Annotated in this window: 19 protein-coding genes and 2 rRNA genes; 11 read left to right on the plus strand and 10 right to left on the minus strand. The window is 62.8% G+C overall.

The window, feature by feature from the left end; translation table 11 throughout:
• The first annotated feature begins 129 nt into the window (after positions 1 to 129).
• The 4 genes from IAU67_RS01965 (at position 130) to IAU67_RS01980 (ending at position 6,890) form a co-directional block, all read left to right on the plus strand.
• A 23S ribosomal RNA gene (locus tag IAU67_RS01965) occupies positions 130 to 3,205 on the plus strand.
• Between the two features lie 120 nt (positions 3,206 to 3,325).
• Positions 3,326 to 3,442: ribosomal RNA gene (gene rrf / locus IAU67_RS01970) — 5S ribosomal RNA — on the plus strand.
• A gap of 106 nt (positions 3,443 to 3,548) precedes the next feature.
• Positions 3,549 to 4,286: an ABC transporter ATP-binding protein gene (locus IAU67_RS01975; protein ID WP_151843300.1), complete on the plus strand. Its 738-nt coding sequence runs from the start codon at positions 3,549 to 3,551 to the stop codon at positions 4,284 to 4,286.
• A 3-nt stretch (positions 4,287 to 4,289) separates the two neighbouring features.
• Entirely contained in the window at positions 4,290 to 6,890 is a 2,601-nt protein-coding gene (locus tag IAU67_RS01980) for an ABC transporter permease (RefSeq protein ID WP_151843299.1), read from the plus strand.
• A 12-nt stretch (positions 6,891 to 6,902) separates the two neighbouring features.
• On the opposite strand, the gene IAU67_RS01985 is transcribed toward IAU67_RS01980, so the two are convergent.
• Positions 6,903 to 8,108, minus strand: coding sequence for a cobalamin-independent methionine synthase II family protein (locus IAU67_RS01985; protein WP_187767975.1), 1,206 nt, complete (start codon positions 8,106 to 8,108; stop codon positions 6,903 to 6,905).
• A gap of 97 nt (positions 8,109 to 8,205) precedes the next feature.
• Here IAU67_RS01985 and IAU67_RS01990 point away from each other — a divergent pair, with 97 nt between their 5' ends.
• Positions 8,206 to 9,162: an alpha/beta hydrolase gene (locus IAU67_RS01990; protein ID WP_151843297.1), complete on the plus strand. Its 957-nt coding sequence runs from the start codon at positions 8,206 to 8,208 to the stop codon at positions 9,160 to 9,162.
• Positions 9,163 to 9,275: 113 nt separating this feature from the next.
• A complete protein-coding gene (locus tag IAU67_RS01995) occupies positions 9,276 to 10,127 on the plus strand; it encodes a GDSL-type esterase/lipase family protein (protein ID WP_151843296.1) in 852 nt (283 codons plus the stop codon).
• Positions 10,128 to 10,153: 26 nt separating this feature from the next.
• Here the strand turns inward: IAU67_RS01995 and IAU67_RS02000 are convergent, their stop codons facing one another.
• From IAU67_RS02000 to IAU67_RS02010, 3 genes are read right to left on the minus strand one after another with little or no spacing between them, the layout of a single operon-like run.
• Entirely contained in the window at positions 10,154 to 10,795 is a 642-nt protein-coding gene (locus IAU67_RS02000; RefSeq protein ID WP_151843295.1) for a DUF3239 domain-containing protein, read from the minus strand.
• Complete coding sequence (locus IAU67_RS02005) at positions 10,792 to 12,480, minus strand: DNA repair helicase XPB (protein ID WP_151843294.1); 1,689 nt, start codon at positions 12,478 to 12,480, stop codon at positions 10,792 to 10,794. Before IAU67_RS02005 ends, IAU67_RS02000 begins: the two co-directional genes overlap by 4 nt.
• Positions 12,481 to 12,501: 21 nt before the next feature.
• The gene (locus IAU67_RS02010; protein WP_151843293.1) at positions 12,502 to 14,757 is read right to left on the minus strand and encodes a helicase-associated domain-containing protein; all 2,256 of its coding nucleotides are present in this window, start codon (positions 14,755 to 14,757) and stop codon (positions 12,502 to 12,504) included.
• 120 nt (positions 14,758 to 14,877) lie between these two features.
• Here IAU67_RS02010 and IAU67_RS02015 point away from each other — a divergent pair, with 120 nt between their 5' ends.
• A complete protein-coding gene (locus IAU67_RS02015; RefSeq protein ID WP_151843292.1) occupies positions 14,878 to 15,066 on the plus strand; it encodes a hypothetical protein in 189 nt (62 codons plus the stop codon).
• An 83-nt stretch (positions 15,067 to 15,149) separates the two neighbouring features.
• Here the strand turns inward: IAU67_RS02015 and IAU67_RS02020 are convergent, their stop codons facing one another.
• On the minus strand, positions 15,150 to 15,767 hold the full coding sequence (locus IAU67_RS02020; protein WP_151843291.1) for a resuscitation-promoting factor Rpf1 domain-containing protein: 618 nt from the start codon (positions 15,765 to 15,767) through the stop codon (positions 15,150 to 15,152).
• 345 nt (positions 15,768 to 16,112) lie between these two features.
• Here IAU67_RS02020 and IAU67_RS02025 point away from each other — a divergent pair, with 345 nt between their 5' ends.
• Positions 16,113 to 16,496, plus strand: a complete 384-nt coding sequence (locus IAU67_RS02025) for a cold-shock protein (protein WP_151843290.1) — start codon at positions 16,113 to 16,115, stop codon at positions 16,494 to 16,496.
• 9 nt (positions 16,497 to 16,505) lie between these two features.
• On the opposite strand, the gene IAU67_RS02030 is transcribed toward IAU67_RS02025, so the two are convergent.
• Together IAU67_RS02030 and IAU67_RS02035 are read right to left on the minus strand one after the other, a co-directional pair.
• Entirely contained in the window at positions 16,506 to 17,054 is a 549-nt protein-coding gene (locus tag IAU67_RS02030) for a DUF2771 domain-containing protein (protein ID WP_225723614.1), read from the minus strand.
• Positions 17,055 to 17,077: 23 nt separating this feature from the next.
• Positions 17,078 to 17,935 carry a glutaminyl-peptide cyclotransferase gene (locus IAU67_RS02035; protein ID WP_151843288.1) on the minus strand — a complete coding sequence of 286 codons (858 nt, stop codon included), beginning with the start codon at positions 17,933 to 17,935 and terminating at the stop codon, positions 17,078 to 17,080.
• 71 nt (positions 17,936 to 18,006) lie between these two features.
• Here IAU67_RS02035 and IAU67_RS02040 point away from each other — a divergent pair, with 71 nt between their 5' ends.
• A complete protein-coding gene (locus tag IAU67_RS02040; protein ID WP_187767941.1) occupies positions 18,007 to 18,726 on the plus strand; it encodes a DUF3027 domain-containing protein in 720 nt (239 codons plus the stop codon).
• A gap of 142 nt (positions 18,727 to 18,868) precedes the next feature.
• A complete protein-coding gene (locus IAU67_RS02045; RefSeq protein ID WP_151843286.1) occupies positions 18,869 to 20,323 on the plus strand; it encodes an NCS2 family permease in 1,455 nt (484 codons plus the stop codon).
• An 18-nt stretch (positions 20,324 to 20,341) separates the two neighbouring features.
• On the opposite strand, the gene IAU67_RS02050 is transcribed toward IAU67_RS02045, so the two are convergent.
• The 3 genes from IAU67_RS02050 to serC form a co-directional block, all read right to left on the minus strand.
• Entirely contained in the window at positions 20,342 to 21,277 is a 936-nt protein-coding gene (locus IAU67_RS02050) for a DUF6928 family protein (RefSeq protein WP_151843285.1), read from the minus strand.
• Between the two features lie 17 nt (positions 21,278 to 21,294).
• Positions 21,295 to 22,308, minus strand: coding sequence for a septation protein SepH (gene sepH / locus IAU67_RS02055; RefSeq protein ID WP_225723613.1), 1,014 nt, complete (start codon positions 22,306 to 22,308; stop codon positions 21,295 to 21,297).
• A gap of 124 nt (positions 22,309 to 22,432) precedes the next feature.
• Complete coding sequence (gene serC / locus IAU67_RS02060) at positions 22,433 to 23,572, minus strand: phosphoserine transaminase (RefSeq protein WP_151843284.1); 1,140 nt, start codon at positions 23,570 to 23,572, stop codon at positions 22,433 to 22,435.
• 448 nt (positions 23,573 to 24,020) lie between these two features.
• On the opposite strand from serC, the gene IAU67_RS02065 reads away from it, so the two are divergent.
• Positions 24,021 to 25,301: a citrate synthase gene (locus IAU67_RS02065; RefSeq protein ID WP_151843283.1), complete on the plus strand. Its 1,281-nt coding sequence runs from the start codon at positions 24,021 to 24,023 to the stop codon at positions 25,299 to 25,301.
• Positions 25,302 to 25,386 lie beyond the last annotated feature (85 nt).

Raw genomic sequence — 25,386 nt, forward strand, 5'->3', positions numbered from 1 at the left:
CTGTATAGTGGACGCGAGTATCTTCTTTTTTGCAATTGACGTGAGTACTCACCGCGTGCCCGGGTTTTTCGGGTTCGTGTGTGTGGTTTGCGTGGTTGTTTTAGTGTTTTTTGTAAGCATTTTCTGTGTTGTGTTTTTGTTAAGGGCACACGGTGGATGCCTTGGCACGATAAGCCGATGAAGGACGTGTAAGGCCACGATAGGCCTCGGGGAGTTGCCAATAGAGCGTTGATCCGAGGGTGTCCGAATGGGGAAACCCGGCCGTAGTTGTGTGCGGTCACCTGCCGATGAATTCATAGTTGGTATGGAGGGAACGCGGGGAAGTGAAACATCTCAGTACCCGTAGGAAGAGAAAATAATTTAATGATTCTGCTAGTAGTGGCGAACGAACGTGGATGTTGGCTAAACCATATGCGTGTGATACCTGGCAGGGGTTGCGTGTGTGGGGTTGTGGGGCCTTGTTGTGCGGTGCTGCCATGCCGTGCATGATGCGTGTGTGTTAGCGGAAGTGGTTTGGAATGGCCTGCCGTAGACGGTGAGAGTCCGGTACGTGAAAGCATGTGTGTGTTGTGTTGATGAGTGTCCCCGAGTAGCAGCGGGCTCGTGGAATCTGCTGTGAATCTGCCGGGACCACCCGGTAAGCCTGAATACTTGTGTCGTGACCGATAGCGGAGTAGTACCGTGAGGGAATGGTGAAAAGTACCCCGGGAGGGGAGTGAAATAGTACCTGAAACCGTGTGCTTACAATCCGTCAGAGCCTCCTTGTGGGGTGATGGCGTGCCTTTTGAAGAATGAGCCTGCGAGTCAGCGGCATGTCGCGAGGTTAACCCGGTGTGTGGGGTAGTCGTAGCGAAAGCGAATACTAACGAGTGTGTTTAGTGGCATGTCCTGGACCCGAAGCGGGGTGATCTACCCATGGCCAGTGTGAAGCAGCGGTAAGACGCTGTGGAGGCGCGAACCCACTTAGGTTGAAAACTGAGGGGATGAGTTGTGGGTAGGGGTGAAAGGCCAATCAAACTCCGTGATAGCTGGTTCTCCCCGAAATGCATTTAGGTGCAGCGTCGTGTGTTTCTTGCCGGAGGTAGAGCTACTGGATGGTTTAGCGGGACCAACATCTTAGCGACATCAGCCAAACTCCGAATGCCGGTAAGTCAGAGCGCGGCAGTGAGACTGCGGGGGATAAGCTTCGTAGTCGAGAGGGAAACAGCCCAGATCGCCGGCTAAGGCCCCTAAGAGTGTACTAAGTGGAAAAGGATGTGGGATCGCGAAGACAGCCAGGAGGTTGGCTTAGAAGCAGCCATCCTTGAAAGAGTGCGTAATAGCTCACTGGTCGAGTGGTTCTGCGCCGACAATGTAGTGGGGCTCAAGTACACCGCCGAAGCCGCGGAACTCCATTTTTGGGGTTGGTAGGGGAGCGTCGTGTGGCCGTTGAAGGTGCGGGGTGACCCAGTGCTGGAGGCTATGCGAGTGAGAATGCAGGCATGAGTAGCGAATGATGAGTGGAAAACTCATCCGCCGAATGACTAAGGGTTCCTGGGTCAAGCTAATCTTCCCAGGGTGAGTCGGGACCTAAGGCGAGGCCGACAGGCGTAGTCGATGGATAACGGGTTGATATTCCCGTACCCGTGTGTGCGCGCCCAGTGGTGAATCATTGATACTAACCGCCCTGAACCCGCACCGGTGTTCTTTGAATGCTGGTGTGTGGGGATGCGTGGGACCTGATGTGGTAGTAGCCAAGTGATGGGGTGACGCAGGAAGGTAGCCAAGCCACTTATTGGATTGTGGTGTAAGCGTGTGGCCCGTGTGTTTGGTAAATCCGGCGCACATTTGAAGGGTGAGGCGTGATGCGTACCCGTTGTGGGGATGTTGGTGATCCTATGCTGCCGAGAAAAGCCTCTAGCGAGTGCATGTACGGCCCGTACCCATAACCGACACAGGTGGTCAGGTAGAGAATACTAAGGCGATCGGGTGAACTGTGGTTAAGGAACTCGGCAAAATGCCCCCGTAACTTCGGGAGAAGGGGGGCCACTGCTGGTGACAGACTGGTTGAGCTGGTGGTGGTCGCAGAGAATAGAGGGAAGCGACTGTTTACTAAAAACACAGGTCCGTGCGAAGACGGTAAGTCGATGTATACGGACTGACGCCTGCCCGGTGCTGGAAGGTTAAGAGGACCTGTTAGATCCCTTTGGGGGTCGAAGCGGAGAATTTAAGCCCCAGTAAACGGCGGTGGTAACTATAACCATCCTAAGGTAGCGAAATTCCTTGTCGGGTAAGTTCCGACCTGCACGAATGGCGTAACGACTTCTCTGCTGTCTCAACCACAGGCCCGGCGAAATTGCAGTACGAGTAAAGATGCTCGTTACGCGCGGCAGGACGAAAAGACCCCGGGACCTTCACTATAGCTTGGTATTGGTGTTTGGTTCGGTTTGTGTAGGATAGGTGGGAGACTGTGAAGCTATCACGCCAGTGGTGGTGGAGTCGTTGTTGAAATACCACTCTGATCGTATTGAGCATCTCAACCTCGGCCCATGATCTGGGTTAGGGACAGTGCCTGGTGGGTAGTTTAACTGGGGCGGTTGCCTCCCAAAGAGTAACGGAGGCGCCCAAAGGTTCCCTCAGCCTGGTTGGCAATCAGGTGTTGAGTGTAAGTGCACAAGGGAGCTTGACTGTGAGACTGACAGGTCGAGCAGGTACGAAAGTAGGGACTAGTGATCCGGCACCGGCTTGTGGAAGCGGTGTCGCTCAACGGATAAAAGGTACCCCGGGGATAACAGGCTGATCTTCCCCAAGAGTCCATATCGACGGGATGGTTTGGCACCTCGATGTCGGCTCGTCGCATCCTGGGGCTGGAGTAGGTCCCAAGGGTTGGGCTGTTCGCCCATTAAAGCGGCACGCGAGCTGGGTTTAGAACGTCGTGAGACAGTTCGGTCTCTATCCGCCGTGCGCGTTGAAACTTGAGAAAGGCTGTCCCTAGTACGAGAGGACCGGGACGGACATACCTCTGGTGGGCCAGTTGTCACGCCCGTGGCATGGCTGGTTGGCTACGTATGGAAGGGATAACCGCTGAAAGCATCTAAGCGGGAAGCCTGTTTCGAGATGAGGTTTCTTTTGAGGTTCCCTATAGATTATGGGGTTGATAGGCCGGATCTGGAAGCGCTGTGAGGTGTGGAGGTGACCGGTACTAATACACCGAAAAAAACACAACCTGTTTTGCAGGGTGTTTACAAAAAACATGTTTGAGTTGCTGCTCGCGTCTGTTATGCAGTGTCTGGGATGACACGGCACACCCCCTGGTGGGTGGTGTGTGTTTTCCTTTGTTTGGTTTGTCGGTGGTTTTAGCGATGGGGTCACGCCCGGTCCCTTTCCGAACCCGGAAGCTAAGCCCGTCAGCGCCGATGGTACTGCACCTGGGAGGGTGTGGGAGAGTAGGTCACCGCCGGCTTTAAAAATTGGATAGTGAGGGTGAGGGTGTACCGTTCAGGTTATAAAAGACTTGTACGGCACACCCTCACCCTCTTTTTTGTGTCTTTGTCGTTAGGAAGCAGAATATGTCTCAGCCTCAGTACGCAGCGCGTGCCGAAAACCTCACTAAAACCTATGGCCACGGTGACACCGCCGTCACCGCTCTTCACGGCGTGTCCGTAGGTTTCGAACAAGGCAAATTCACTGCCATCATGGGCCCGTCCGGCTCCGGCAAATCCACGCTTATGCACTGCATGGCAGCCCTAGACTCCATCACCAGTGGCTCCGCTTACATCGGTGATACCGACATCTCCTCCCTCAAAGACAAAGACATCACCAGTCTCCGGCGCGACCGCCTCGGCTTCATCTTTCAATCCTTCAACCTCATCAGCACTCTGTCCGCCGCGGAGAACATCACCCTGCCCATGGACGTCGCCGGCAAGAAGGTGAACAAGCAGTGGTTTGATGAGGTCACTACGCTCCTTGGTTTGAGCTCCCGACTCACCCACCGCCCCACCGAACTGTCCGGCGGGCAGCAACAACGCGTGGCCTGCGCTCGCGCCCTCGTCGCCCAACCTGAGATCATCTTCGGCGACGAGCCCACCGGAAACCTGGACTCCAACAGCTCCAAGGAAGTCCTCACCATCCTGCGCCAGGCGGTGGACGACCACGCCCAAACCGTTGTCATCGTCACCCACGACGCCCACGCAGCCTCCTATGCCGACAGGGTTATCTTCCTCGCCGACGGAGAGATCGTCGCGGAACTCGAAGGTGCCTCCTCCGAGGAGATTCTGAAAACCATGACTAGCCTCGAGGAGCGATAAGCCATGGCCTCATCATCCCCGATGCGTACCGTGGCGATGCGCTCGCTGCTCGCTCACAAGGTGCGTTTTCTTCTCACGATTCTGGCCGTCCTGCTGGGCACGGCCTTCGTGGCGTCCAGCTTCATGCTGACCAATTCCCTGTCCAAGACGTTCAATTCCCTGGTCGATGAAGAGCTCGCCGATGTGAGCGCCGTCGTCCTGCCAGCGGAAACGAACCCAGATGGGCTGTCCGTTCAGGACGTGGGGCGGATTCGTGAGATGCCCGGCGTCGGACATGTCAATATCAATCAGGACCACCCCGTCATCGTCGCCAACAGCAACGACGAAGCACTGCAGACCGGCGGCGCACCCTCGTCGATCAGCCCCTTCTACCCGCCCGGCGAGTCGGTGCGGGCGCTGGATATTGTGGACGGCGCTGCACCCCACGGCGCGCACGAGGTTCTGCTCAACAAGGGCGCGGCGAAGGACCACGGCATTCACGTGGGCGACACGGTGAAGGTGGTGGATCGCTCCAGACAGGAGTCCGTGACGGTCACGGGTATCTATGACACCCCGTCCGAAACGGGCGGATACATCGGCGTGCTCATGGAGGCGCCGGCGTTTGTGGAGCAGTGGACGAACGGGCATCTGGAGCAGGGCGTGATGGTGAGCGCGGCCGAGGGCACCTCGCAGGAGCAGCTGATAGAGCAGCTGCGGCAGGCCTACCCCAACGACCAGGTAAAGACTGGCCAGGAGATGGCCGATGAGATTTCCGCCCAGATCAGCAAGGCGCTCAGCTTTGTGAATTACTTCCTGGTGGCCTTCGGGCTCATTGCGCTGGTGGTTGGAACGTTTATCATCGCCAATACCTTCGCCATGATCGTGGCTCAGCGCCTGCGAGAGTTCGCGCTGCTGCGGTCCCTGGGTGTGTCCCAGGGGCAGGTCACCCGCTCGGTAGTGGGGGAGGCGCTGGTGGTCGGCATTGTCGGATCCCTGCTGGGAGTGCTTGCGGGCGTGGGGTTGGTCCATGCCATTTACGCGGTGATGGACGCCACCGGCTTCGGGCTGCCCGCCGGCGGTGTGGCGCTGAGCGTGAGCAGCGTGCTGGTGCCGTTGGTGCTGGGCACGCTGGTGACCGTCATTTCTGCGTGGGCGCCGGCCCGCCGCGCGGGTGCGGTGAAGCCTGTGGAGGCGATGCGATCGGGTGATAGCAGCTCGGCGTCCTCGTTGGTGCTGCGGACCGTGGTGGGGATCATCGGCATCGTGGGCGGCATTGCGTGCGCTGTGGCGGCCGCCCTGCTGCTGGATGACTGGTCCACCGCCGGCCGCGCGATTGTGGTCGGCCTGGGCGCGCTGGCACTGATCGTGGGAACGTTCCTGGCGTCCCCTGCGCTGTCCATTCCGATCGTGCCGGGCATCGGACGGGTCGTGGGGCTGCCCTTTGGTGCGATCGGCCGGCTGGCCGCCACCAATTCGAAGCGCAATCCGCGCCGCTCGGCCACCACGGCCTTCGCCCTGACCCTGGGAGTGGCGCTGGTGACCAGCTTCGGCATGCTGGGGGCGACCATGAAGTCCACGGTGGCGGACGTGACGGAATCCACCATTCAGTCCGCCTATATGATCACCGGGGCCAGTTCTACCGGCGGGGAGTTCCCGCTGTCCGAGCAGATCGCGGATGCCGCTGCGGACGTGGACGGAGTGCAGTCCGTGGCCGCGCTGGGTATTGCGCCGGTGACGGTTGCCGGGATGGACAACGCGGGTGCGATCAGCGCCGGCGTGACGAGCTTCTACCAGGGCGATATTGTCCGCTCGGTGGGGCTGAATCTCGTCGAGGGTTCGGCGGACTCCACCCACCCCGGCCTGCTGGTGGAGAAGAAATTCGCCGCCGAGCACGGCTGGGCGATGGGAGACACCCTGGAGATGGGTGTCCCCGGCACGCCGTTTACGCACCCGGTGTCCGTGACCGGCTTCTACGAGAGCAATGATTTGCTGGGCACGTTCCTGCTCTCGGAGCAGTCCGTAAAGGACTTCGCCAACGAGGCCGGAGGCTCGGCCGCGGTGAACAAGAAGGCACTGCTGGCGATTTTCGTGAACAGCGATCCGTCGGTCTCGGGCACCTCGGACATGGAGGCGCTGAAGCAGCGGCTGGTGGACGCGGTGAAGCCGTTCATCGTGGCCCAGGTGGTCACGCCGCAGGAGTACGCCGGCCAGCAGGCCGTGATGATCGATCAGATGCTCAGCGTGCTCTACGCGCTGCTGGCGTTGTCGATCGTGGTGGCCGTGCTGGGCATCATCAATACGTTGGCGTTGAACGTGATTGAACGACGCCAAGAAATCGGGATGCTGCGTGCCGTGGGAACTCACCGTGGTCAGGTGCGCCGCATGATCACGCTGGAGGCGGTGCAGATCGCCCTGTACGGTGCGGTGATTGGCGTGGCTGTGGGGCTGATCCTCGGCTGGGCATTCATCAAGGTGCTCGCCGGCGAGGGGCTGGGCACCGTGACCTACCCGTGGATGACGATCCTGGGCATGCTGGTCGGTGCCGCGCTAGTGGGCGTGGTGGCGGCCGTATGGCCGGCGGTGAAGGCCTCCCGCACTCCACCGCTGGAGGCTATCGCGGACTAGCCGCTGAGCCGTTTAGCCGTTGAGCTCCCGGGAGGCGATCGCGGCGCCCTCCACCAGGCTCTCCAGCTTCGCCCAGGCGATCTGCTCGTGCAGGCGGCCGCCCAGGCCGCAGTCGGTGGAAGCGACCACATTCTCCGGTCCCACGAGTTCCGCGAACTGGATGATCCGGTCAGCGACCAGTCGTGGGTGCTCCACCGCGTTCATTGCGTGGGAGACCACGCCCGGGTAGATCAGGGTGTTCTTCGGCAGCTCGCGGTTCTGCCACACGCGCCATTCGTGCGCGTGGCGAGGAGAAGCGCCTTCGAAGGAGTGGCCGCCCACATTGGCCTCCAAGATGGTGTCCACGATGTCGCCGAAGGGGACGTCTGTGGTGTGGGGGCCGTGCCAGGAGCCCCAGCAGATGTGCAGGCGGGTTTGTTCGCGAGGGATGTCCTTGATGGCGAGGTTGATGGCGTCGATCCTCTTGGCGATCCACTCGTTGTAGTCGTCGATGGACGGTTCAGGGTTGATCTGGTCCCAGGCCTCGGCGAGGTCGGGGGCGTCGATCTGGACGGTGAATCCCTGGTCGGCGATGATCTTGTATTCCTCCGCCATGGCTTCGGCGCAGGCGGTGAGGACATCGTCGTCATTGCCGTAGAACTCGTCCTTCAGGCGCGCGGCACTGCCGGGGGAGATGGCCGCGACGAAGCCACCCGTGGCGCCGGCGGCATCCGCGCCCTCGCGCAGCAGGGCCACGTCGGTGCGGACCTGGTCCTGGCCGATGTAGGTGATGGGGCCGGTGAATTTAGGATTGCCCACGGATTTGCGGCCGGTGAAGATGCCGGAGTCCGGGTCTTCGTAGGCGGCGTTGAACAGCTGGCGGTCGCGGCGGTCCGGGAAGCTGGTGAGCTTGATGTTGCCGGGAGTGGAGCGAATAACCTCGGCGTTGGCCCAGCGGTCCTCGTCGGTCATGGTGAGGCCGCCCAGGCGGGAGAAGATGTAGTTCCACCAGGCGCCGTAGTCCACGGCGCCGGAGGTGACGTGTCCGTACTCGCCTTCGTTGACGATGTCGATGCCCAGGTCCACCTGGCGCTTCACAACCTGGGCGATGCCGTCGCGGAGGATGTCCTCGAATTCCTCGCGCTCGATCTCGCCGGCGCTCCAGCGGTTGTTGGCCTCCAGGAGTTCCTGGGTGCGGGGTAGTGAACCCACGTGGGTGGTTTTGATGTGGATGCTCAACGGGTCCCTTTCTGTCTGTGGGGTGATCCCCACCAATATAGGAACCGCGTGGGCGCGAGAAAAGTTGCCAATGACGTTCAGTATTAGAATGGCTTCCATGAGCCTTGATCACACGCCCAATTCCGATATCGCGAACCTTCCGAACAGTGGGAGGGATGTGCAGGAGGGGGTGGAGCCTCTCACCGCGCATCAGCAGATTGCGCAGCTCAATGACTATTTCGAGGATAATTACCCCGAGGTCTTTACTGCCCTGACGCAGGATGAGGGCGCGCCGTACCGGGATGCGGGGACGGCCGTGCCCGCGGAGCTGGTGGAGTCCACGGAGCGTCAGTGGGCTCGCGCCGTGGACCTGATCAGCCATTCCAGCCTGTTGGTGCTGGGGGCGGGGCTGGATCATCGCATGCCGCATAATGCGTTTATTTCCGCGGGCCAGGTGAGTGCCGACGCCCAGCCTTCCTTCGCCACAGACCTGCCTGAGGGGGTCAGCGCCACGGTCATTCGGCCGGCCAACCCCGATGGGTCGGTGGCGATCAGTCTGCATGGCGGCCCGGGATGGTTCGGGGATGGGGAGAGCCATGATCTTTTCTGGTTGCCGTTGTTTGCGTCGGTCGCGGCGCAGTCGGGCACGACCATCGTGGATCTGACCTACCCGCTTCCCGGTTATGGTGCGTGGGATGCCACCCAGGCTGCGGTGGCCGGTGCGTGGGATGTGGTCCGCCAGGCCTTCCCCGGCGAAAAGTTGGGTGTGGTGGCGTTTGGCAGTGGACTGATCGCCGCGGCGCAGGTGCTGGAGCAGGCGGATTTTCTGCTGGCGATGACGCCCCGCATCCCGGAGGGCTTCCAGGTGGATCTCACGGGCGTGCCCACCTTGGTGACGGTGGCGGATTCCGATTCTCGGGGCACCTCGGCAAAAGTGTGCCGCCAGTGGGCGGAGAAGTCCGGGGCGAGCCTGACCTATCAGGAGTGGCCCAGCGAGCACATTATCGCTGCTCCGAGCGTGTGGCGGGACCGCGTCACGGCGGCGGGGCAGTGGCTGAAAGATTTATTGGGGTAAAAAAGTAACAACTCCACTGCGGGCTGCGTTGTTAATGGGGTAAGGTGTGAGATCGTTAGTATCCCCCATAAATATGCATCTCACTCTATAGCGTTTCAAGTACTGGAGTTTTTATGAAGGCTTTCCGCCGATCCAAGATCGCAGCCCTGGCCATCGCCGCCGTGAGCGCGCTGACTGGTGCCGTTGTTGCCGCGCCGGGCGCGTCCGCTGCGTCGAATAACATCGTCCTCTTCGGCGATTCCATCATGGCTAATTCCCACCACCCTATTGCCGATCACATGCAGGGCCCAGGCCGCGCTCCTGGCAATGCTCCGGCTGATGGCCGTTGTGCACGCGGTGCCTCTCGCGTGGGCCTGTCCCTGCAGCGGGTGACCGGCATCCGCGTGGATGACTACCCATGTAACGGTGCGGTGGCCCACACCCCAGTGGGTGGGGCTAACAACACCAACAACCAGATTTCCCACGCGATCGCCGAGGGTACCCTGACCCCCTCCACCCGCACGGTGTTTATCCAGGCGGGCTTCAACGATGCGTGGAAGGCCCCGGGCGTGTTTGAGTGGCAGCAGCAGGCCTACGTGGATGCGATGCGCGGCCAGATTGGCCGCATCCGCGCGGCCGCTCCTCACGCGAAGATTGCCTTCATTGGTTACCCCTCCATCGTGGGTCCGAATGGCGAGACCTGCCTGATCCACATCCCTGAGCTGCCGAACCCGGTGGCGCCGTTGGGCTTCACCCGCATGCCGTTCGACGCTGCAAACGCCTGGGAGCAGAAGGCCGCCCGGGAGCTGGGCGTGGGCTTCATTGACCTGCAGGGGCCGACCATGGGCCATGACATGTGCGCCCCCACTGAGCGCCGCTGGTTCGCCGGGTTCTGGGACAACCTGTCCGATCCGTACAACCTGACCGCGCACCTGACTGTCCCTGGAAACGACGCCGTGGCGCGCATCCTCGCGCCGCACGTCTAGATCCAGCGCGGCAGCGCGCTGGCATTCTAGTCGAGGATCAGCAGGTTGCGCTTGGTGTTCTGAACATCCTCCAGGCGATCCACAAGGCCTTCCACTTCCTTCCACTCGGAGGCGGTGAAGGCCTTGTCTGCGTTCTGCAGAACCTTCTTATCCTGGGTGCCCCAGGCGATCGGCATGGGGGAGACCTCCTGGTACAGGCTGCGCTCGCGCAGGGTCTGCACGCCGGTCACGGCGGCAGACGGCACGTGGGCTCCCACTTCGCGGGCCACGCCCGGCACGGAGCTCACGGTACGCACCGCAAGAGCGGGGGCTATCTTCTCCGGGTCCGCCGAGGCGTTCACCAGCGCCAGGATGTCCATGTCCCTGGGGTTCACGCGGGCGACCACAGCCGGAGCCAGCTTGTACAGGTCGTAGTACTGCTGGGGGCTTCCCATCTTGCGCGGCAGGATGGGGATCATGAGCAGGCTCAAGAGCCCGAAGACGCTGAACGCAATGCCCAGGCCTAAGGTCAGGATCGTCGCGCCCGCGGCCCAGAGCATGACCGCCGTGATGGCGAACATAATGACCGCCAGGATTCCGGCGGAGACTTGCAGGCGCTTGGCGTCCCGGAAAAACTCGTTGTGCTTCCGGGCGAATTCTTCATCCACGGTGAAGGGGAAATCGGTCATGAGGGGGAGTCGCTTTCTGGGTGGGATGTGTGAGGGTCGGGAAGGTCGAAGGAATCAATGATGCGGTAGCCATAGCCCTGCTCCGCCAGGAAGCGTTGGCGATGGGCCGCATAGTCCGCATCGAGGGTATCGCGGGCCACGATGGAATAGAAGAACGCGCCGCCGCCGTTGGGCTTGGGGCGCAGGATGCGGCCCAAGCGCTGCGCCTCCTCCTGGCGGGAACCGAACGTACCCGAGAGCTGGATGGCCACAGACGCGCCGGGCAGGTCGATGGAGAAGTTCGCTACCTTGGACACCACCAGCGTCTGGATCTCCCCGTCGCGGAATTGCTGGTAGAGCTTCTCGCGCTTGGTGTTTCCGGTCTTGCCGTCGATGACGGGCACTCCCAGCTTCTCGCCGAGCTCTTCCAGCTGGTCGATGTAGGCGCCGATGATGAGCGTGGGCTCGTCGGGGTGCATCGCCATGATGGAGCGCACCACCTTGTACTTGGTGGGGCTGGTGGCCGCGAGGCGGTACTTGTCGGATTGTTCGGCGGTGGCGTAGACCATGCGCTCGGCGTCGGTCAGTTGGACACGCACCTCGGTGCAGTCGGCCGGGGCGATCCACCCTTGGGCTTCGATGTCCTTCCAAGGGGCGTCGAAGCGCTTCGGGCCGATGAGGGAGAAGACGTCGCCTTCCCGCCCGTCCTCGCGCACCAGCGTGGCCGTCAATCCCAATCGACGCCGGCTCTGCAAATCCGAGGTCATCCGAAACACCGGGGCGGGCAGCAGGTGCACCTCGTCGTAGATGATGAGGCCCCAGTCGCGGGAATCGAACAGCTCCAGGGCGCGGAACTCGCCCTTCGTTTTGCGGGTGACCACCTGGTAGGTGGCGATGGTGATGGGGCGGATTTCTTTGCGTTCGCCGGAGTACTCACCGATCTCGTCCTCGGTGAGGCTGGTGCGGCGCAGCAGCTCGTCGCGCCATTGGCGGCCGGCGACGGTGTTCGTGACCAGGATCAGGGTGGTGGCCTTGGCCTTCGCCATCGCGGCGGCGCCGACCATGGTTTTTCCGGCGCCGCAGGGCAGGACCACCACGCCGGATCCGCCTTCCCAGAAGCTGTCGGCGGCCATGGCCTGGTAGTCGCGCAGCTCCCAGCCCTCGTGTTCCTGGGAGAGGTCGATGGGGTGCGCCTCGCCATCGACGTAGCCCGCGAGGTCTTCCGCGGGCCAGCCGACTTTCAGGAGCTCCTGCTTCAGACGTCCGCGCTCGGAGGGGTGCACCGCCACGGTGTCCTCGTCGATCTGGGCGCCCAGCATGGGCTTGATTTTCTTGTGGCGCTGAATCTCGGCCAGCACGGCCCGGTCCGTGGTTTCCAGCACCAGGCCGTGGGCGGGGTGTTTGGCCAGGGTGAGACGGCCGTAGCGGTCCATGGTCTCCGCCACGTCGATGAGTAGCGGTTGGGGCACGGGGAAACGGCTGTAGGTCTCCAGCACGTGCATGACCTGTTCGGCGTCGTGCCCGGCGGCGCGGGCGTTCCACAGCGCCAGCGGGGTGATGCGGTAGGTGTGAATGTGCTCGGGCGCTCGCTCCAGCTCCGCGAAGGGAGCCAACGCGTTGCGCGCAGCGGGGGCATCTGGATGGTCGATCTCGAGCAGTACCGTCTTATCGGACTGCACAATCAAGGGGCCTGTGCCAATGCTCACCAATAGCCTCCTGGGACAAAACTAGGCAGGGTTGTCATCATCGAATCCCCCCATTCTAGCGCCGATCATACGGTGCATGTGGAGGTGGAGGATGTCCTGGTCGCTGATGCGCACCACCGTGACTCGCGAGGGGGAGACCGTCACCACCTGGCACAGCACAGTGACGGTCTGGTTGTCCGCATCCGCGTAGGAGACTTCCACCGGGGTGCGCGCCGATTCCGCCTGGCGCAGAGCTTCCTTAATCTCCGCGGGCGTGGTGGCGGTGACGGCGCCATCCCCGTCGAGACCGTCCGCGCCGGTCGCATCGCGATACTCCTGCACCTGCTCCACCACCTGCGGCACCACGATGGTGCGCAGCTCCTCCCGCTCACGCGGCGGAAGCTCCACGGTGCCGACTGGAGTGGGAACCCGGTAGGCCGTGAAGGATCCAGCATCTGTCTGTGGGGCGCGACCTGCGCTGACGGCGCGCTGGGCGTCGGATAAAAGATAACGCAAGGATTGCGGCAACGAGTCCACGGTGCGGGCGGGAGACATGCGGCCCAGGAAGTCCAGGATCGCCTCGGCCGACCGTCCCTGCGCGATCGCCTGCTGCGCGAGGGCGGGGGTGACACGCCAGACCGTGGCGATGCCGGAGGACTCCTTGGTGGCGAAGGAGGACAGCATGTGCGCGTCCTCCGGGCGCAGGGGGCCGGGCGCTAGGATGGTGTGGTCGCCCTGCACGATGAGCATGTCCGTGTAGGCCGGAAGCAGCGACTGCAGGTGCGCGGTCAGCACCTCGCGAGGGGTTTCCGGTGCGTCCTCCGGGGTAGCTAGCGCCGCGTGGAAGCCCTGGAGCGCAGGGGTGATCGCCACCTGATCGCCATGGAGGACCACCAGACCGAGCTGCGCCATGTCCTCCACGAGGCGCTCCCAATGGGCCTGCGGCGTTGACCACGCGAGGTACGGGCGCAGGCGCCACACGTGCTCCCACACGTCCGCGCGGGACGGGCCGGCCTCCAGGAGCGCCTCGGGCAGGAAACGGCGGATCCGGGCGGTGTGCGCAGACCACAGCTGCGGGTGGCCCTGGCGCAGCTCCTCGTGGTGCATCCAGGGCGAGTAGCCGGAGCCGGCCCAGCCGAGCAGAAGCTCGGCCCATTGGGAGGCAATGTCGGCCTCCAGGACATCCAACGCCCGCTCGGTCACGGCATAGACGTGCGCCGGAGAGCCCTGGTAGCGCGGGGTGGTTTCGTCCAGGGCTATGAGGCCGCAGGCCAGCAGCCAGTCCAGGCGGGACACGATGTAGTCCTCCGGGCGGCCCAGCTGCTTGGCGAGTTTGCGCACATCGCGCACGCCGATGCCGCCCTTGGCCAGCGGGGCGAGCGGGGCTTGGGCTACCTCCTCGAGGATGTCCGCAAGCTCGGTGAGGAACTGGACGACCTCGGCGACTGAGCTGTCGGCCTCGGTGGGGTCCGCGGGGGTGGGTGCGTGTGGCGAGTCTGGGCTGTCTGGGCGCACCCATGTCCCGCCGGCGGGGGAGACCACGGCCTCGCGCAAGGCCTGCTGGACTCGCCCGGAGATGCGCGCGGTGGTGTCGTCGATGAGGTCCAGGACCCCGGCGCTCACCATCTTGGCCAGGGGATGGTCTGGATCCGCGTCTGCCGCGAATGCCGCCGAATGACCGACGCCCCCGTTGGCGTGCAGCGTACGCAACACCGCCTGTTGCCGAGGCGATAGCTCCTCGAGGGTGCGGCGCAGGTCCGCTTCCGGCTGAGGATTCCGGTGGGCGTCCACCAGGCGCCACACGTGGGTGGTTCCCGGGTTGAAGCAGTCGGGCAGCTGTGGCGGAACTCCCAGCAGGGTGGCCGGTTCGGTGGTGAGCAGCTCGATCACGTCCGTGGCGGGGGCGGTGAGTGCGAGCTCGGGGGAGAACAGCAGGCCGCGGTGGAGCAGTCGGGCTGCGGCGGCGCGGACGTGGTCGGTGGTGGGGATGCGCTCGGCGGGGGTGCCTGTGATCTCGAAGAGTTCGGCGAGGGTGTCCAGGATCTCCTCGAAGGAGGCGGGGTAACGGCCGGCGTCGAGCTCCGTGGCGGCGTGCAGGATCGCGAGCTCAACCCCGTCGAGCTGGGTGAGCAGCGCATCCAGGGAGCCGGGGGAGTGCATGGCCAGGGAGTTTAGGTGGCGGGTGCCATCGGGGTAGGTGGACTCCAGCATGTCGGTGAAGAAGTGGTGGAGAACCTCATCGTCGTGGCGGGCGAGCCACTGGAGGTATGAGGGAAAGAAGTCACCGTGCTGAGTCATGATCTGTCCATTCTAGTCGTTTATCACCACAAAGGTTTCTGCGCTGGAATCTGCACCGTTTGGGGGAAGCAGGTGGGGTTCGGCGTGAGTTTTGAGGAAGTTTGTGCGAAAATATGAAGCATGTCTAACCACAAGAAGAACGGCTTCGTCGATCCGGCTTGGCCAACGAACCTGCCAGAAGGCCAGCACGCAATGACGGAGCTGGTTGCAACCACCGCCGGTGCTATGAACCCCTACGGTGAGGTTGAATTCCCCGTGGATCCGTCCACCCTGAGCTACGTGCACCCTCACACGGTGATCAACAAGTAGCTCCTCGCTTCTGTCGCGAGAAACAACAAAGAACCCTTCCACCTTGTCGTTAAGGTGGAAGGGTTCTGTGCGTTGGGTGTGTTCTAGCGAGGCAGAACGGCGTTGATCAGTGCTTCGTTCTGGGAGTAGAACGCGTTCAGGTGATCGCGGTGCTGGTTGTAGACGTTGATGATCTCCTGAGGAACCTCGATGCCGCGAGCCTTCAGGTCGGCCACGATCTTGTTGAAGGTGGCGTCCAGGGCAGTCTCGTTGGGCTGGGAGGCCAGGGTCTGTACAGCGTTGTTGATCTCAGCGGCACGGTTCTGGTGGCCGGCGTAGCCCACGGTGCGCTGCTGCGCAGGGGAGTTCAGGCCCAGCTTTGCGGAGCAGGCAGGCCATGCTCCCCAGCCCTGCTTGGCGAGGACGCGCTCGGCAACAACGATCTGCTGCTCGCGGGTTGCCTGGTTTGCGGTTGGGGCGAACTCGCCGCCGCCGAAGGCGTTCCAGGTCTGTGCGGAGAACTGCAGGCCGCCGTGGTAGCCGTTGCCGGTGTTGATGGCCCAGTTGCCGCCGGACTCACACTGTGCCAGGCGATCCCAGTCAGAGTCTGGAGCTGCGGAAGCTGCTGGTGCGAGTGCGGCGGAAGCTCCTGCGAGAGCCACGCCGGCCAGGGCGATGCGAGCTCCAGTGGAGAAGGAGGTGCGCTTGGTGTGCTGTCCCATAAGTGTCTGTATCCCTTTCGGATCTTCGTATAACGAGGATCTTCATGATGCCTCTTCTCGGTACTGGGGCTACGCTACTTGGTGAAAGCTGCTGAGTCACCTTTTTCCGAGATTTTTTCTTGAGGCGCGTTGCGGCGGCTGGTGCCCCAACCAGCGCCGTGAGCAGGAGTTTATCTAAAATTTCCCAATTTGTTACCATTCTGTGATGTGATGAAGATCACACTGTGAGGGCTCGGGAAAGACGTCGAAACGCCCCCGCAGCGCGCCGTTTTGTCTACATCCGCCCCGCTCCCTATAATCTAATCTTTCAAACACGCCCCCCTTAAACACGTGAGGAGAGAAGCCATGCCAACGGGAAAAGTAAAGTGGTATGACGCTGACCGAGGATTCGGATTCGTCAGCAACCCAGGCGACGAAGACGTCTACGTCGGCGCACAGGTTCTCCCAGAGGGCGTGACCGACCTGGTGAAGGGACAGCGCCTGGAATACGAAATCGTATCCGGCCGCCGCGGCCCCCAGGCCCTGACCGTCACTGTGCTGGACGAGGGCCCAAAGCGCGCCCAGCACAAGTACAAGCCAGCGCAGCTGCACACCATGGTTCAGGACACCATCACCATGCTGGACTCCCGGGTGCTTCCCGTGCTGGAAAGCGGACGGCGCCCCGACCGCAAGGACGCCCGCCCCATCGCCGAGATCCTGCGCACCATCGCCCGCGAGCTGGACTCTTAAGATCGCGCCTTAAGCCACGATCTCCAGCGACCAGATCGTCATGATCGGCGTTTGCTGCTTGTCCGCATCCACGCCGATCAGCAGGGACTGCACCTCCACCACTTTCAATTGAGGCGTGGAGCCGTCACTGGCCTTCTTATCCGCCTCCACGGACAGCGTGACCTCGTGCTTCTCATCGGACTTAAAGTAGTTGTCCTCGTTGGCACCCGGATCGTCAAAAACCTTCAGCAAGGACCAGTCATGGTCGTACACATCCTCCGGAATCTTCAGCGTGAATTCCTTGGCACCGTGAAGTTCTAGTGTGGTGGGCTGTGAGGGCGTGCACTGGGCGTCGTCGACCTCGCACGTGGAATACGGCGCAAGTTCGATCTCGCGGTCGCCCACCACCGCGGTGATGCGTTGATCCTGCGGCAACACATCTACCTGGCGGTCCTTCCACGCGTTGTAGCCCAGCACCGCGCCGACCACCACGATCACGGCGCACACGATGGCTAACCCGATCAGCAACTGACGGCGCTGCTGCTTCTTACGCCTTTGCTTCTTGGTTAATTCAGTCACGCGCACCATGGTAGAGCACAGGACTACTTATCCTTGAACTGGACCTCGTACAGCTCATCCCAATACTTGCCCGTCACATAGAACTTCCGCTCCGTTGCGGAGGTCCCAGGGATCGACGCAATGCCGTTCAACACGTCGGCGCCTCGATCCTCCTGCGCGGGCAGCATCCCCGCGAGGTCCACCACATCCTTCACCTCTCCCGTGTCCGGATCGATGCGTACAATGTCATCCCGCTGCCACACATTCGCCCACACGGACCCGTCCGAGGAGCAGTCCAGCTCGTTGAGCTTCGGCAGGGGATCGCCGTGGAGGGTGACGTCCACGCGCCCGAGCTCCTCAAACGTGTCAGGATCCCGGAAGTATAAGGTGCTCGTTCCATCGGACATCACTAGGCGCTGGCCATCGGAGCACAGGCCCCACCCCTCGGTGGGGTACTCCACCCGGCCGACCTCCGAGAGGTCGGAGGCCTTGCGCTTGATCGCCACGTGCTCCTTCCACGTCAGCTGCCAGACGTGATCCCCGTGAAGAGCAATGCCCTCACCGAAAAACTCCGCCGGGAGGTTGTGGTTCTGGGACTGCTTATTGTCCAGGGTGGTGCGGTAGATGCGGGATTGCGAGTACATGCCCGTGCCCACCAGCAGGCTGCCATCGGGTGCGACCTCCAGGCCTTGAGTGAAGCTGGACTTGTCCCAGGGGTGTGCCGCCAGCACCTCAGCAGTCAGGGTGTGAGCCTGGGGAGCGTCGGACGAGGAGGAGGTCTCGGACGAGGAGGAGCAGGCGGCCAGGCTGGTGGCGGCGCCGAGGCCCAGGACGGCAGCCAGGACAGCGCGCCACGGGACGCGATGAGTACTGCGGCGGGAAAGGCGGGCGGAGTTCAACATGGTCCAATCATGCCTTATTCCAGGGGTTCCATAGGTAGAGAACCCACAGAAAGGGCATAATGGTTTCTAATATGAGTAGAAGCAAACGACGTCGGGGGCGTTCCCGCCCCGCAATCTTATTCAGCCCAGAGGCTGTTGACCTGGCTCGGGACGCGTTGTCGGACGTGGGGGGCGACGAGGTGGGGGAACACCTGGGAGCAACGGTCAGCAACGGGATGGTGATCCACCGATTCGAGAGCCTTACCCCCGGATATAGTGGCTGGGAATGGAACGCCGTCCTGGCATGTGTCCCGGGAACCGGCAACCTGACGGTCAGCGAGGTCACCCTCCAAGCGGGCAAGAAAGCCCAGCTGGCGCCCAAGTGGGTTCCCTACGAAGACCGCGTCCGCCCGGGTGATCTGGGGCCGGGCGATGTCCTTCCCCCGAAGCACGACGACGAGCGCCTGTGCCCCAAGCGCGACGTGCGGGACAAGAACGGTTTCCAGCGCAACCAGAACGCCAAGCGTGTCCTGTCCGAAAAGGGACTGGAGGCAGCGACGAAGCGGTGGCGCGCCGAACGCGGCCGCGGGTCCCTGATGGCCCGCCGCGCGGAACACACCTGCGCCACTTGTGCGTTCTTCCTGCCGTGGCGGCAGAACACCGTGGTGTACGGAATATGCTCCAATGAGTACTCCGCCGATGGTCAGGTGGTGGACTCCCGCTATGGGTGCGGCGCCCACTCCCTGTCCAAGGAGGAGAAGCCGGTCCAGGAGGGCAAGCGGTACGGGGTGTTCGACGACGGGGCCTACTAGGGGCAGGCTCTGCGTGTGGTCCTAACTTGCCCGCAGATGGGGTGGCGTGGCAGTTTTATGTTCAACGTGCGTGCGCGAACCGCGTGCACGCATGACCATACTGCTTGGACCATGACGCGTGAAGAGGGAGAGCCAACCAACCATGGCGACGACGAGGGCACCACAGACCAAGGGCACAGGCAGTGCCCTGGACCGCTATTTCCAGATTTCCTCCCGCGGATCCAGCGTGGGCACCGAACTACGGGCCGGTGTAGTGACCTTCTTTGCGATGGCCTACATCATCATCCTGAACCCGCTGATCCTGTCCGGCGCCGACCACACCGGGGCCACGCTGGGGCTCAATCGCGTGGCTGCCGTCACCGCCCTGGCCGCCGGCGTGATGACGCTGGCCTTCGGCATCTTCGCCCGCCACCCCTTCGGCATCGCCACGGGCTTGGGTATTAACACGCTGGTGGGCGTGACCTTTGTCGCCTCGGAGGGGCTGACCTGGCCGGAAGCGATGGGCCTGGTGGTCATCGACGGTGTAATCATCGTGCTGCTGGCCGTGACGGGCTTCCGCGAGGCCGTGTTCAACGCAATCCCCGCGTCCCTCAAGGCCGCGATCAGTGTGGGCATTGGTATGTTCATCGCCATGATCGGGCTGGTCGACGCGGGCTTTGTGCGCCGAGTCCCCGACGCCGCGCACACCACCGTGCCCGTCCAGCTGGGCAGCGCGGGCTCCATCAACGCGTGGCCGACGTTTGTGTTCGTCCTGGGTCTGTTGATCTGCGGCGTGATGGTGGTCAAGCAGGTCCGCGGAGGCCTGTTCCTCGGAATCGTGCTGACCACCATCATCGCCATCGTGGTGGAGGCCGTGACGCACGCCGGTTCGTCCGCAGACAACCCTGCCGGCTGGAACCTGGCCGTGCCGACCGTGCCAGACTCCCTCGGAGGCATGCCGGACCTGTCCCTGGTGGGGGCCGTGGACCTGTTCGGGGCGTTTAGCCGCGTGGGATTCCTCTCCGCGGTGATGCTGATCTTCACCCTGGTGCTGGCCAACTTCTTCGACGCGATGGGAACCTTCACCGGGCTGGGCAAGCAGACTGGTGTGATCGATGAGGACGGCAAGCTGCCGAACCTGCGCACCTCCCTGGTGGTGGAAGGTGCCGGAGCCATCGTGGGTGGTGCCGTATCCTCCTCCTCGAACACGGTGTACGTGGACTCCGCGGCGGGTATCGCCGATGGCGCCCGCACGGGTCTGGCCAACGTAGTCACGGGTTTGCTTTTCCTGGCGGCCATGTTCTTTACCCCGCTGTATTCCATCGTCCCCATCGAGGCGGCGGCCCCCGTGCTGGTGATCGTGGGTGCGCTGATGATGGCCCAGATCAAGGACATTGACTTCAGCGACTTCAGCATTGCCCTGCCGGCCTTCCTGACCATCGCGGTGATGCCGTTTACCTACTCCATCGCCAACGGCATTGGCGTGGGATTCGTGACCTACGTGGTGATGGCGCTGTTCGCCGGCCGAGGCCGCACGGTGCACCCGCTGCTCTACATCGTGGCAGCGCTGTTCCTGGTGTACTTCGCGGCAGAGCCCGTGATGAACCTGGTACAGTAACCCGGCTCATCGACCGGCCTAGCGCAGCTTCTTGCGCACCGCCGAGGCCCCGCGCCGCAGCTGCTGCAGCACAGACAGACCCACCTTCTTCGCCACCTCGGCGGTGGTGGGTTCGGCGCTGGCGGCAGGGGCGGCGTAATCGTCATAGCCGGAGCCGGCAAGGTCCGGAGAGGACGTGGAGTCCGCAGCGTCTGCGGCATCCTCGCTCCCGCCGCGCTTCCACGGCAGCAGACTGCTCACCGTGGACTCCGGGACCTTGGCCTCCGGGCGGCCGTCAATAGCGAACGCGGCCACGGGGATTTCCAGCACTTCTCGGGTGCGACCCCAGGCGTCGGCGTCGGCGGTCACGGGGAATCCCAGCCAGGATTCGGCGGCACCCATCGCCAATTGGGAGGGATCGAACGGCAGAAGGATGCCCGTGGTTTCGTGGGTGCCCTCCCAGTAGCGGGACTCGACCGGCTCGGGCAGCCCCTCGTCCTCAAAGACGGTTTGGCGGGTGGCGGAAAACGCGCGCTTGAGCTCCCCGCCCGACCAGTGTGCGAAGGCACCGTAGGTGGCGTCCAGCTGCGGCGCCTCCGGCTCGTGCCCTACCGTGCCCACCCCGGGAAGCTCCAACTCCGCCTCCTCGTCGCCGGAGGAGACCAGCGCGGTGGCGTATACATCCGCGGCGCTCACCAGCGTGCGGAAACGCTCCGGAACCTGCGAGATCCGCACCAACCCGGGGATCACCACCTGCACCACGGACACCCCGGCGGGGAAGCCGCCGATGTAGAACTCATTGATGCTGGGCGGGGTGGAGCGGATCATATCGAAATCGCCGATATGGGTGCGCGGCCACGCGGGATTGAGCTGCGCCAGGTACTTGCGGGCGAAACCTCGATCGGCTTCTGGCTCCGCCAGCAGAATGTCGCGCGGGCGGGCAGCATTAACAAACCAAAGGGTGACCAGGGCCATGGGGTCCTTCTCGTTGACTATTTCTTCTTAGGGTTGGTGCGTACTCCCAGCAGGACATCCTCCCAGTGGGGTGTGACGGCCTTGCGGCGCTTCTTCTTCTCGCGCTCGGACGGCTGGGCCGGCGGGTTCTGGAGGAAGTGCTCCCCCTGATTCTGTTCAGCGGGCTGAGCGCCGGGGATCGCGCTGGGTGCTGGTTCGTCCAGTTCCGCGGCGAAATCCACTTCTTCCACCGGCGCCAGGGTGCGCACAGGCCGGCCGTACCGGGGATCCACCAGATCCGCGGCCAGGCTATTGTGCGGCTCGATGATCTGCGGCTCACCCTGGTGACGATCGAAACGGAACTCCGCTACGTGGCGCGCCGTCTGGCCCGCGGTGGACTTGTTCCAGCTCACGGTCACAAACCACTGGCGGGAGGCATCCTGGTGAGCGTCCCATTCGCAGTCGTTCAAGGACTCCCCGCGCGCCGCCAGTGCCGTGGCCAGCACCTCCCACAGGGTTTGCTTGGACGGGCCGCCCTCCGCCTCCACGATGGGGTGCGCCGAGTGCGCCGTCTCCGCCACGAGCGCCCGCTCCTGCAAAATCGGCCACGCGTACGGCTCGATGGTGGACTCGTCCGTGTCCGCCTCCTCCGCCAACTCGGCGATGGTTGCTCCCTGACGCAGGCGTTCCTGGATGGCGCGAGGACGGATGCTTAAGTGCGTGCGGCGAGGTCGCGACGTGGCCGCAGGCTCCGCGGCGGGGGAATCCTCGTGGGTGGGTGCGCTGGGGGTGGGTGCGCTGGTGGCGTCGTTGTCATTATTATCATCGACGCCCAGCTCGCCCTCCGCCGCATCTCGTTCGGTGCCGGCGATCCCCTCGAGCACATCCCGGAGTTCCTGTGTGACGGGCAGGTAGAAATCCTCGGCGGGCGACTCATCGCTGCTGCCCTCGGTGGCGGAGGCGAGCGCCAGAACTAGCGACGAAGAATCACTTTCTGATACGACGAGCTTGAGTTCCTTCACGAACAAGACCTCCAGAATGAGCGGGGACACGAGCGGGCTGCATTGCTGGTGCAATGCGCGATGTTTCTACTCTATCGAAAATACCGCCCACACCGCGGGAACGAAGCCCCGAGGCGATGGGCGGCAGGTGCGCTGCTGCGCAACGCGCGGCGGGTTACGCCTGAGCGTGGCCTCCATCGAGGATGAAGTCGATGGCGCCGGTCAGCTTCTTGATGTCCTCAGGGTCGATGGCTGGGAACATGCCGATGCGCAGCTGGTTGCGGCCAAGCTTGCGGTACGGCTCGGTGTCCAGGATGCCGTTGGCACGCAGGATCTTCGCGATCTTGGCTGCATCCACATCATCGTTGAAGTCGATGGTGCCGACCACCAGGGAGCGGGAGTCAGCATCGGCGACGAATGGGGTGGCCTCCGCGCGGGAGTCAGCCCAGTTGTACAGGGCGGTGGAGGACTCGGTGGTGCGGGCAACCATGCCGTCCAGGCCGCCGTTGGCGTTCATCCACTTCACCTGGTCGTCCAGCATCAACAGGGTGCCCACGGCTGGGGTGTTGTAGGTCTGGTTCTTCAGGGAGTTATCCACTGCGGTCTTCAGATCCAGGAAGGCTGGGATGTAGCGGTCGGTTGCGGCGATCTCCTGGACGCGCTCCAGAGCGGCAGGGGAGAAGGCGGCGAGCCACAGGCCACCGTCGGATGCGAAGCACTTCTGAGGGGAGAAGTAGTAGACGTCAGCTTCCTTGATGTCGACGGGCAGGCCGCCGGCGCCGGAGGTGGCGTCGATGGCTACCAGGGCGTCCGTGTTTGGGCGGGTGATGGGCACCATCGCACCCGTGGAGGTTTCGTTGTGGGCCCAGGCGACCAGGTCGGCGTCGGTTCCATCCAGCTCGGACGGGGAGGGAGCGGTGCCTGGCTCAGCGGCCACAACCTGTGGCTCCTCCAGCCATGGGGCCTTCTTGGAGACGGAGGCGAACTTACCGGAGAACTCGCCGTAGGTCAGGTGGGCGGACTTGTTACGGATCAGGCCGAAGGAAGCGGCATCCCAGAAAGCGGTGGCGCCACCGAGGGACAGGATGATCTCGTAGCCCTCAGGAAGCTGGAACAGCTGGGAGAGGCCCTCGCGCACGGAACCGACGACGTCCTTGACGCCCGCCTGGCGGTGGGAGGTGCCCATCACGTGGGCGTTGTCCACGATGGACTGCAGCTGCTCAGGGCGAACCTTGGAAGGGCCGCAGCCGAAGCGACCGTCGGAAGGGATGAATTCCGCTGGGATGGTTGGAAGGGAGGAGTCCGTTGCGCTCATGAAGTAGTTGCTTTCTGTGAACGGGCGTGTGAAAACGGCCCGGCCGGTGGACAGTATCAGTGACCAGCGTAGCGGTTTCGGGGTGCCTTCCCTAGCCCAAGTGCTTATATTTTTATGCCGCACCCCACATAAGAGGGCAGAAGGTGGTGGGCATCTCACGGGGCGTGCGCGGCTATCGTGGGCGCTTATGGGGGTAGTTTTTCATCATCGCGCGCCGGGCGTGTGGCGCGTATCTCATAGGACCGGCGCGGTGTGCCCTAGGACACTTTCCCTGCTCAATGCCGGGTTGGTGGGGTGGACGGCGGTGGAATGTGGCGTTGTGAGGCAGGGGGCAGGGGAGAGGTTGGCATCCTTAATGTTTCCCCCGATCTAGCCCACGGCCGGAGGAAAGCTGTAATCTGGGACATACTGAACGTGAAGCACGTGAACATTTCAGAAAGGGATGTCAATGGCGACCGATAATCCAGACAAGGCAGTCCTCCACTACCCAGGTGGAGAATTCGAAATGGACATTGTCCACGCAACCGAAGGCAACGACGGAATTGCACTGGGCAAGATGCTGGCAGAAACCGGCTTGACCACTCTGGATCCGGGATACATGAATACCGGTTCTACCGAGTCCGCAATCACCTACATCGATGGTGCAGAAGGCATTCTGCGTTACCGCGGATACGACATTGCAGATCTGGCCAACAACGCCACCTTCAATGAGGTCTCCTACCTGCTGATCAATGGCGAGCTGCCAACCCCAGAGCAGAAGGAAGAGTTCAACTCCAACATCCGCAAGCACACTCTGCTGGATGAGGACTTCAAGTCCCAGTTCAAGGTGTTCCCTCGCGACGCTCACCCTATGAGCGTGCTGGCCTCCTCCCTGAACATCCTGTCCACCTACTACCAGGACAGCCTGGATCCTTTGAACAAGGACCACCAGAAGCTCAACACCTACCGCCTGATGGCGAAGGTTCCAATGCTGGCTGCCTACGCGTACCGCGCATCCAAGGGCAAGCCATTCATGTACCCAGACAACAAGCTGAACGCACGCCAGAACTTCATGCGTAACATGTTCGGCTACCCCACCGAAGAGTACGAGAACGACCCAGTGCTCACCAAGGCTCTGGACAAGCTGCTCATCCTGCACGCTGACCACGAGCAGAACTGCTCCACCTCCACCGTGCGCATGGTGGGCTCCTCCCAGGCGAACATGTTCGTCTCCATCGCGGCCGGCATCAACGCACTGTCCGGCCCACTGCATGGTGGTGCAAACCAGGCCGTGCTGGAGATGCTCGAGGACATCAAGGCCCAGGGCGGCGACGCCACGGACTTCATGAACCGCGTGAAGAACAAGGAGCCAGGCGTGAAGCTGATGGGCTTCGGCCACCGCGTCTACAAGAACTACGACCCACGTGCGGCCATCGTGAAGGAATCCGCACACGAGATCCTGAACCACCTGGGCGGCGACGAGCTGCTGGACCTGGCTATGGGTCTGGAAGAGATCGCACTGGCAGATGACTACTTCATCTCCCGTAAGCTCTACCCGAACGTGGACTTCTACACCGGCCTGATCTACCGCGCCATGGGCTTCCCAACGGACTTCTTCACCGTTCTGTTCGCCATGGGCCGCCTGCCAGGCTGGATCGCCCACTACCTGGAGCAGGTCAACGATCCTACCGCGAAGATCAACCGTCCTCGCCAGATCTACACCGGCCCAGCCGAGCGCAAGCTGTCCTAACGCTTCAAGATCACACGAGCCGCCAGCCCTTGAGATGTTCGAGGGAGGGCGGCTCGTCCGCGTTGTCCGGCGAATTTTCGGTAGA

This window comes from Corynebacterium zhongnanshanii (assembly GCF_014490575.1).
Taxonomy (GTDB): Bacteria; Actinomycetota; Actinomycetes; order Mycobacteriales; family Mycobacteriaceae; genus Corynebacterium; species Corynebacterium zhongnanshanii.

Coding starts and splice junctions, on each gene's coding strand:
- serC (WP_151843284.1), bottom strand. CDS start 23,572: ATGAGCGCAACGGACTCCTCCCTTCCAACCATCCCAGCGGAATTCATC.
- IAU67_RS02035 (WP_151843288.1), bottom strand. CDS start 17,935: ATGTTGAACTCCGCCCGCCTTTCCCGCCGCAGTACTCATCGCGTCCCG.
- IAU67_RS02020 (WP_151843291.1), bottom strand. CDS start 15,767: ATGGGACAGCACACCAAGCGCACCTCCTTCTCCACTGGAGCTCGCATC.
- IAU67_RS02045 (WP_151843286.1), top strand. CDS start 18,869: ATGGCGACGACGAGGGCACCACAGACCAAGGGCACAGGCAGTGCCCTG.
- IAU67_RS02065 (WP_151843283.1), top strand. CDS start 24,021: ATGGCGACCGATAATCCAGACAAGGCAGTCCTCCACTACCCAGGTGGA.
- IAU67_RS02010 (WP_151843293.1), bottom strand. CDS start 14,757: ATGACTCAGCACGGTGACTTCTTTCCCTCATACCTCCAGTGGCTCGCC.
- IAU67_RS01975 (WP_151843300.1), top strand. CDS start 3,549: ATGTCTCAGCCTCAGTACGCAGCGCGTGCCGAAAACCTCACTAAAACC.
- IAU67_RS01990 (WP_151843297.1), top strand. CDS start 8,206: ATGAGCCTTGATCACACGCCCAATTCCGATATCGCGAACCTTCCGAAC.
- IAU67_RS02015 (WP_151843292.1), top strand. CDS start 14,878: ATGTCTAACCACAAGAAGAACGGCTTCGTCGATCCGGCTTGGCCAACG.
- IAU67_RS02040 (WP_187767941.1), top strand. CDS start 18,007: ATGAGTAGAAGCAAACGACGTCGGGGGCGTTCCCGCCCCGCAATCTTA.
- IAU67_RS02025 (WP_151843290.1), top strand. CDS start 16,113: ATGCCAACGGGAAAAGTAAAGTGGTATGACGCTGACCGAGGATTCGGA.
- IAU67_RS01980 (WP_151843299.1), top strand. CDS start 4,290: ATGGCCTCATCATCCCCGATGCGTACCGTGGCGATGCGCTCGCTGCTC.
- IAU67_RS01995 (WP_151843296.1), top strand. CDS start 9,276: ATGAAGGCTTTCCGCCGATCCAAGATCGCAGCCCTGGCCATCGCCGCC.
- IAU67_RS02000 (WP_151843295.1), bottom strand. CDS start 10,795: ATGACCGATTTCCCCTTCACCGTGGATGAAGAATTCGCCCGGAAGCAC.
- IAU67_RS02050 (WP_151843285.1), bottom strand. CDS start 21,277: ATGGCCCTGGTCACCCTTTGGTTTGTTAATGCTGCCCGCCCGCGCGAC.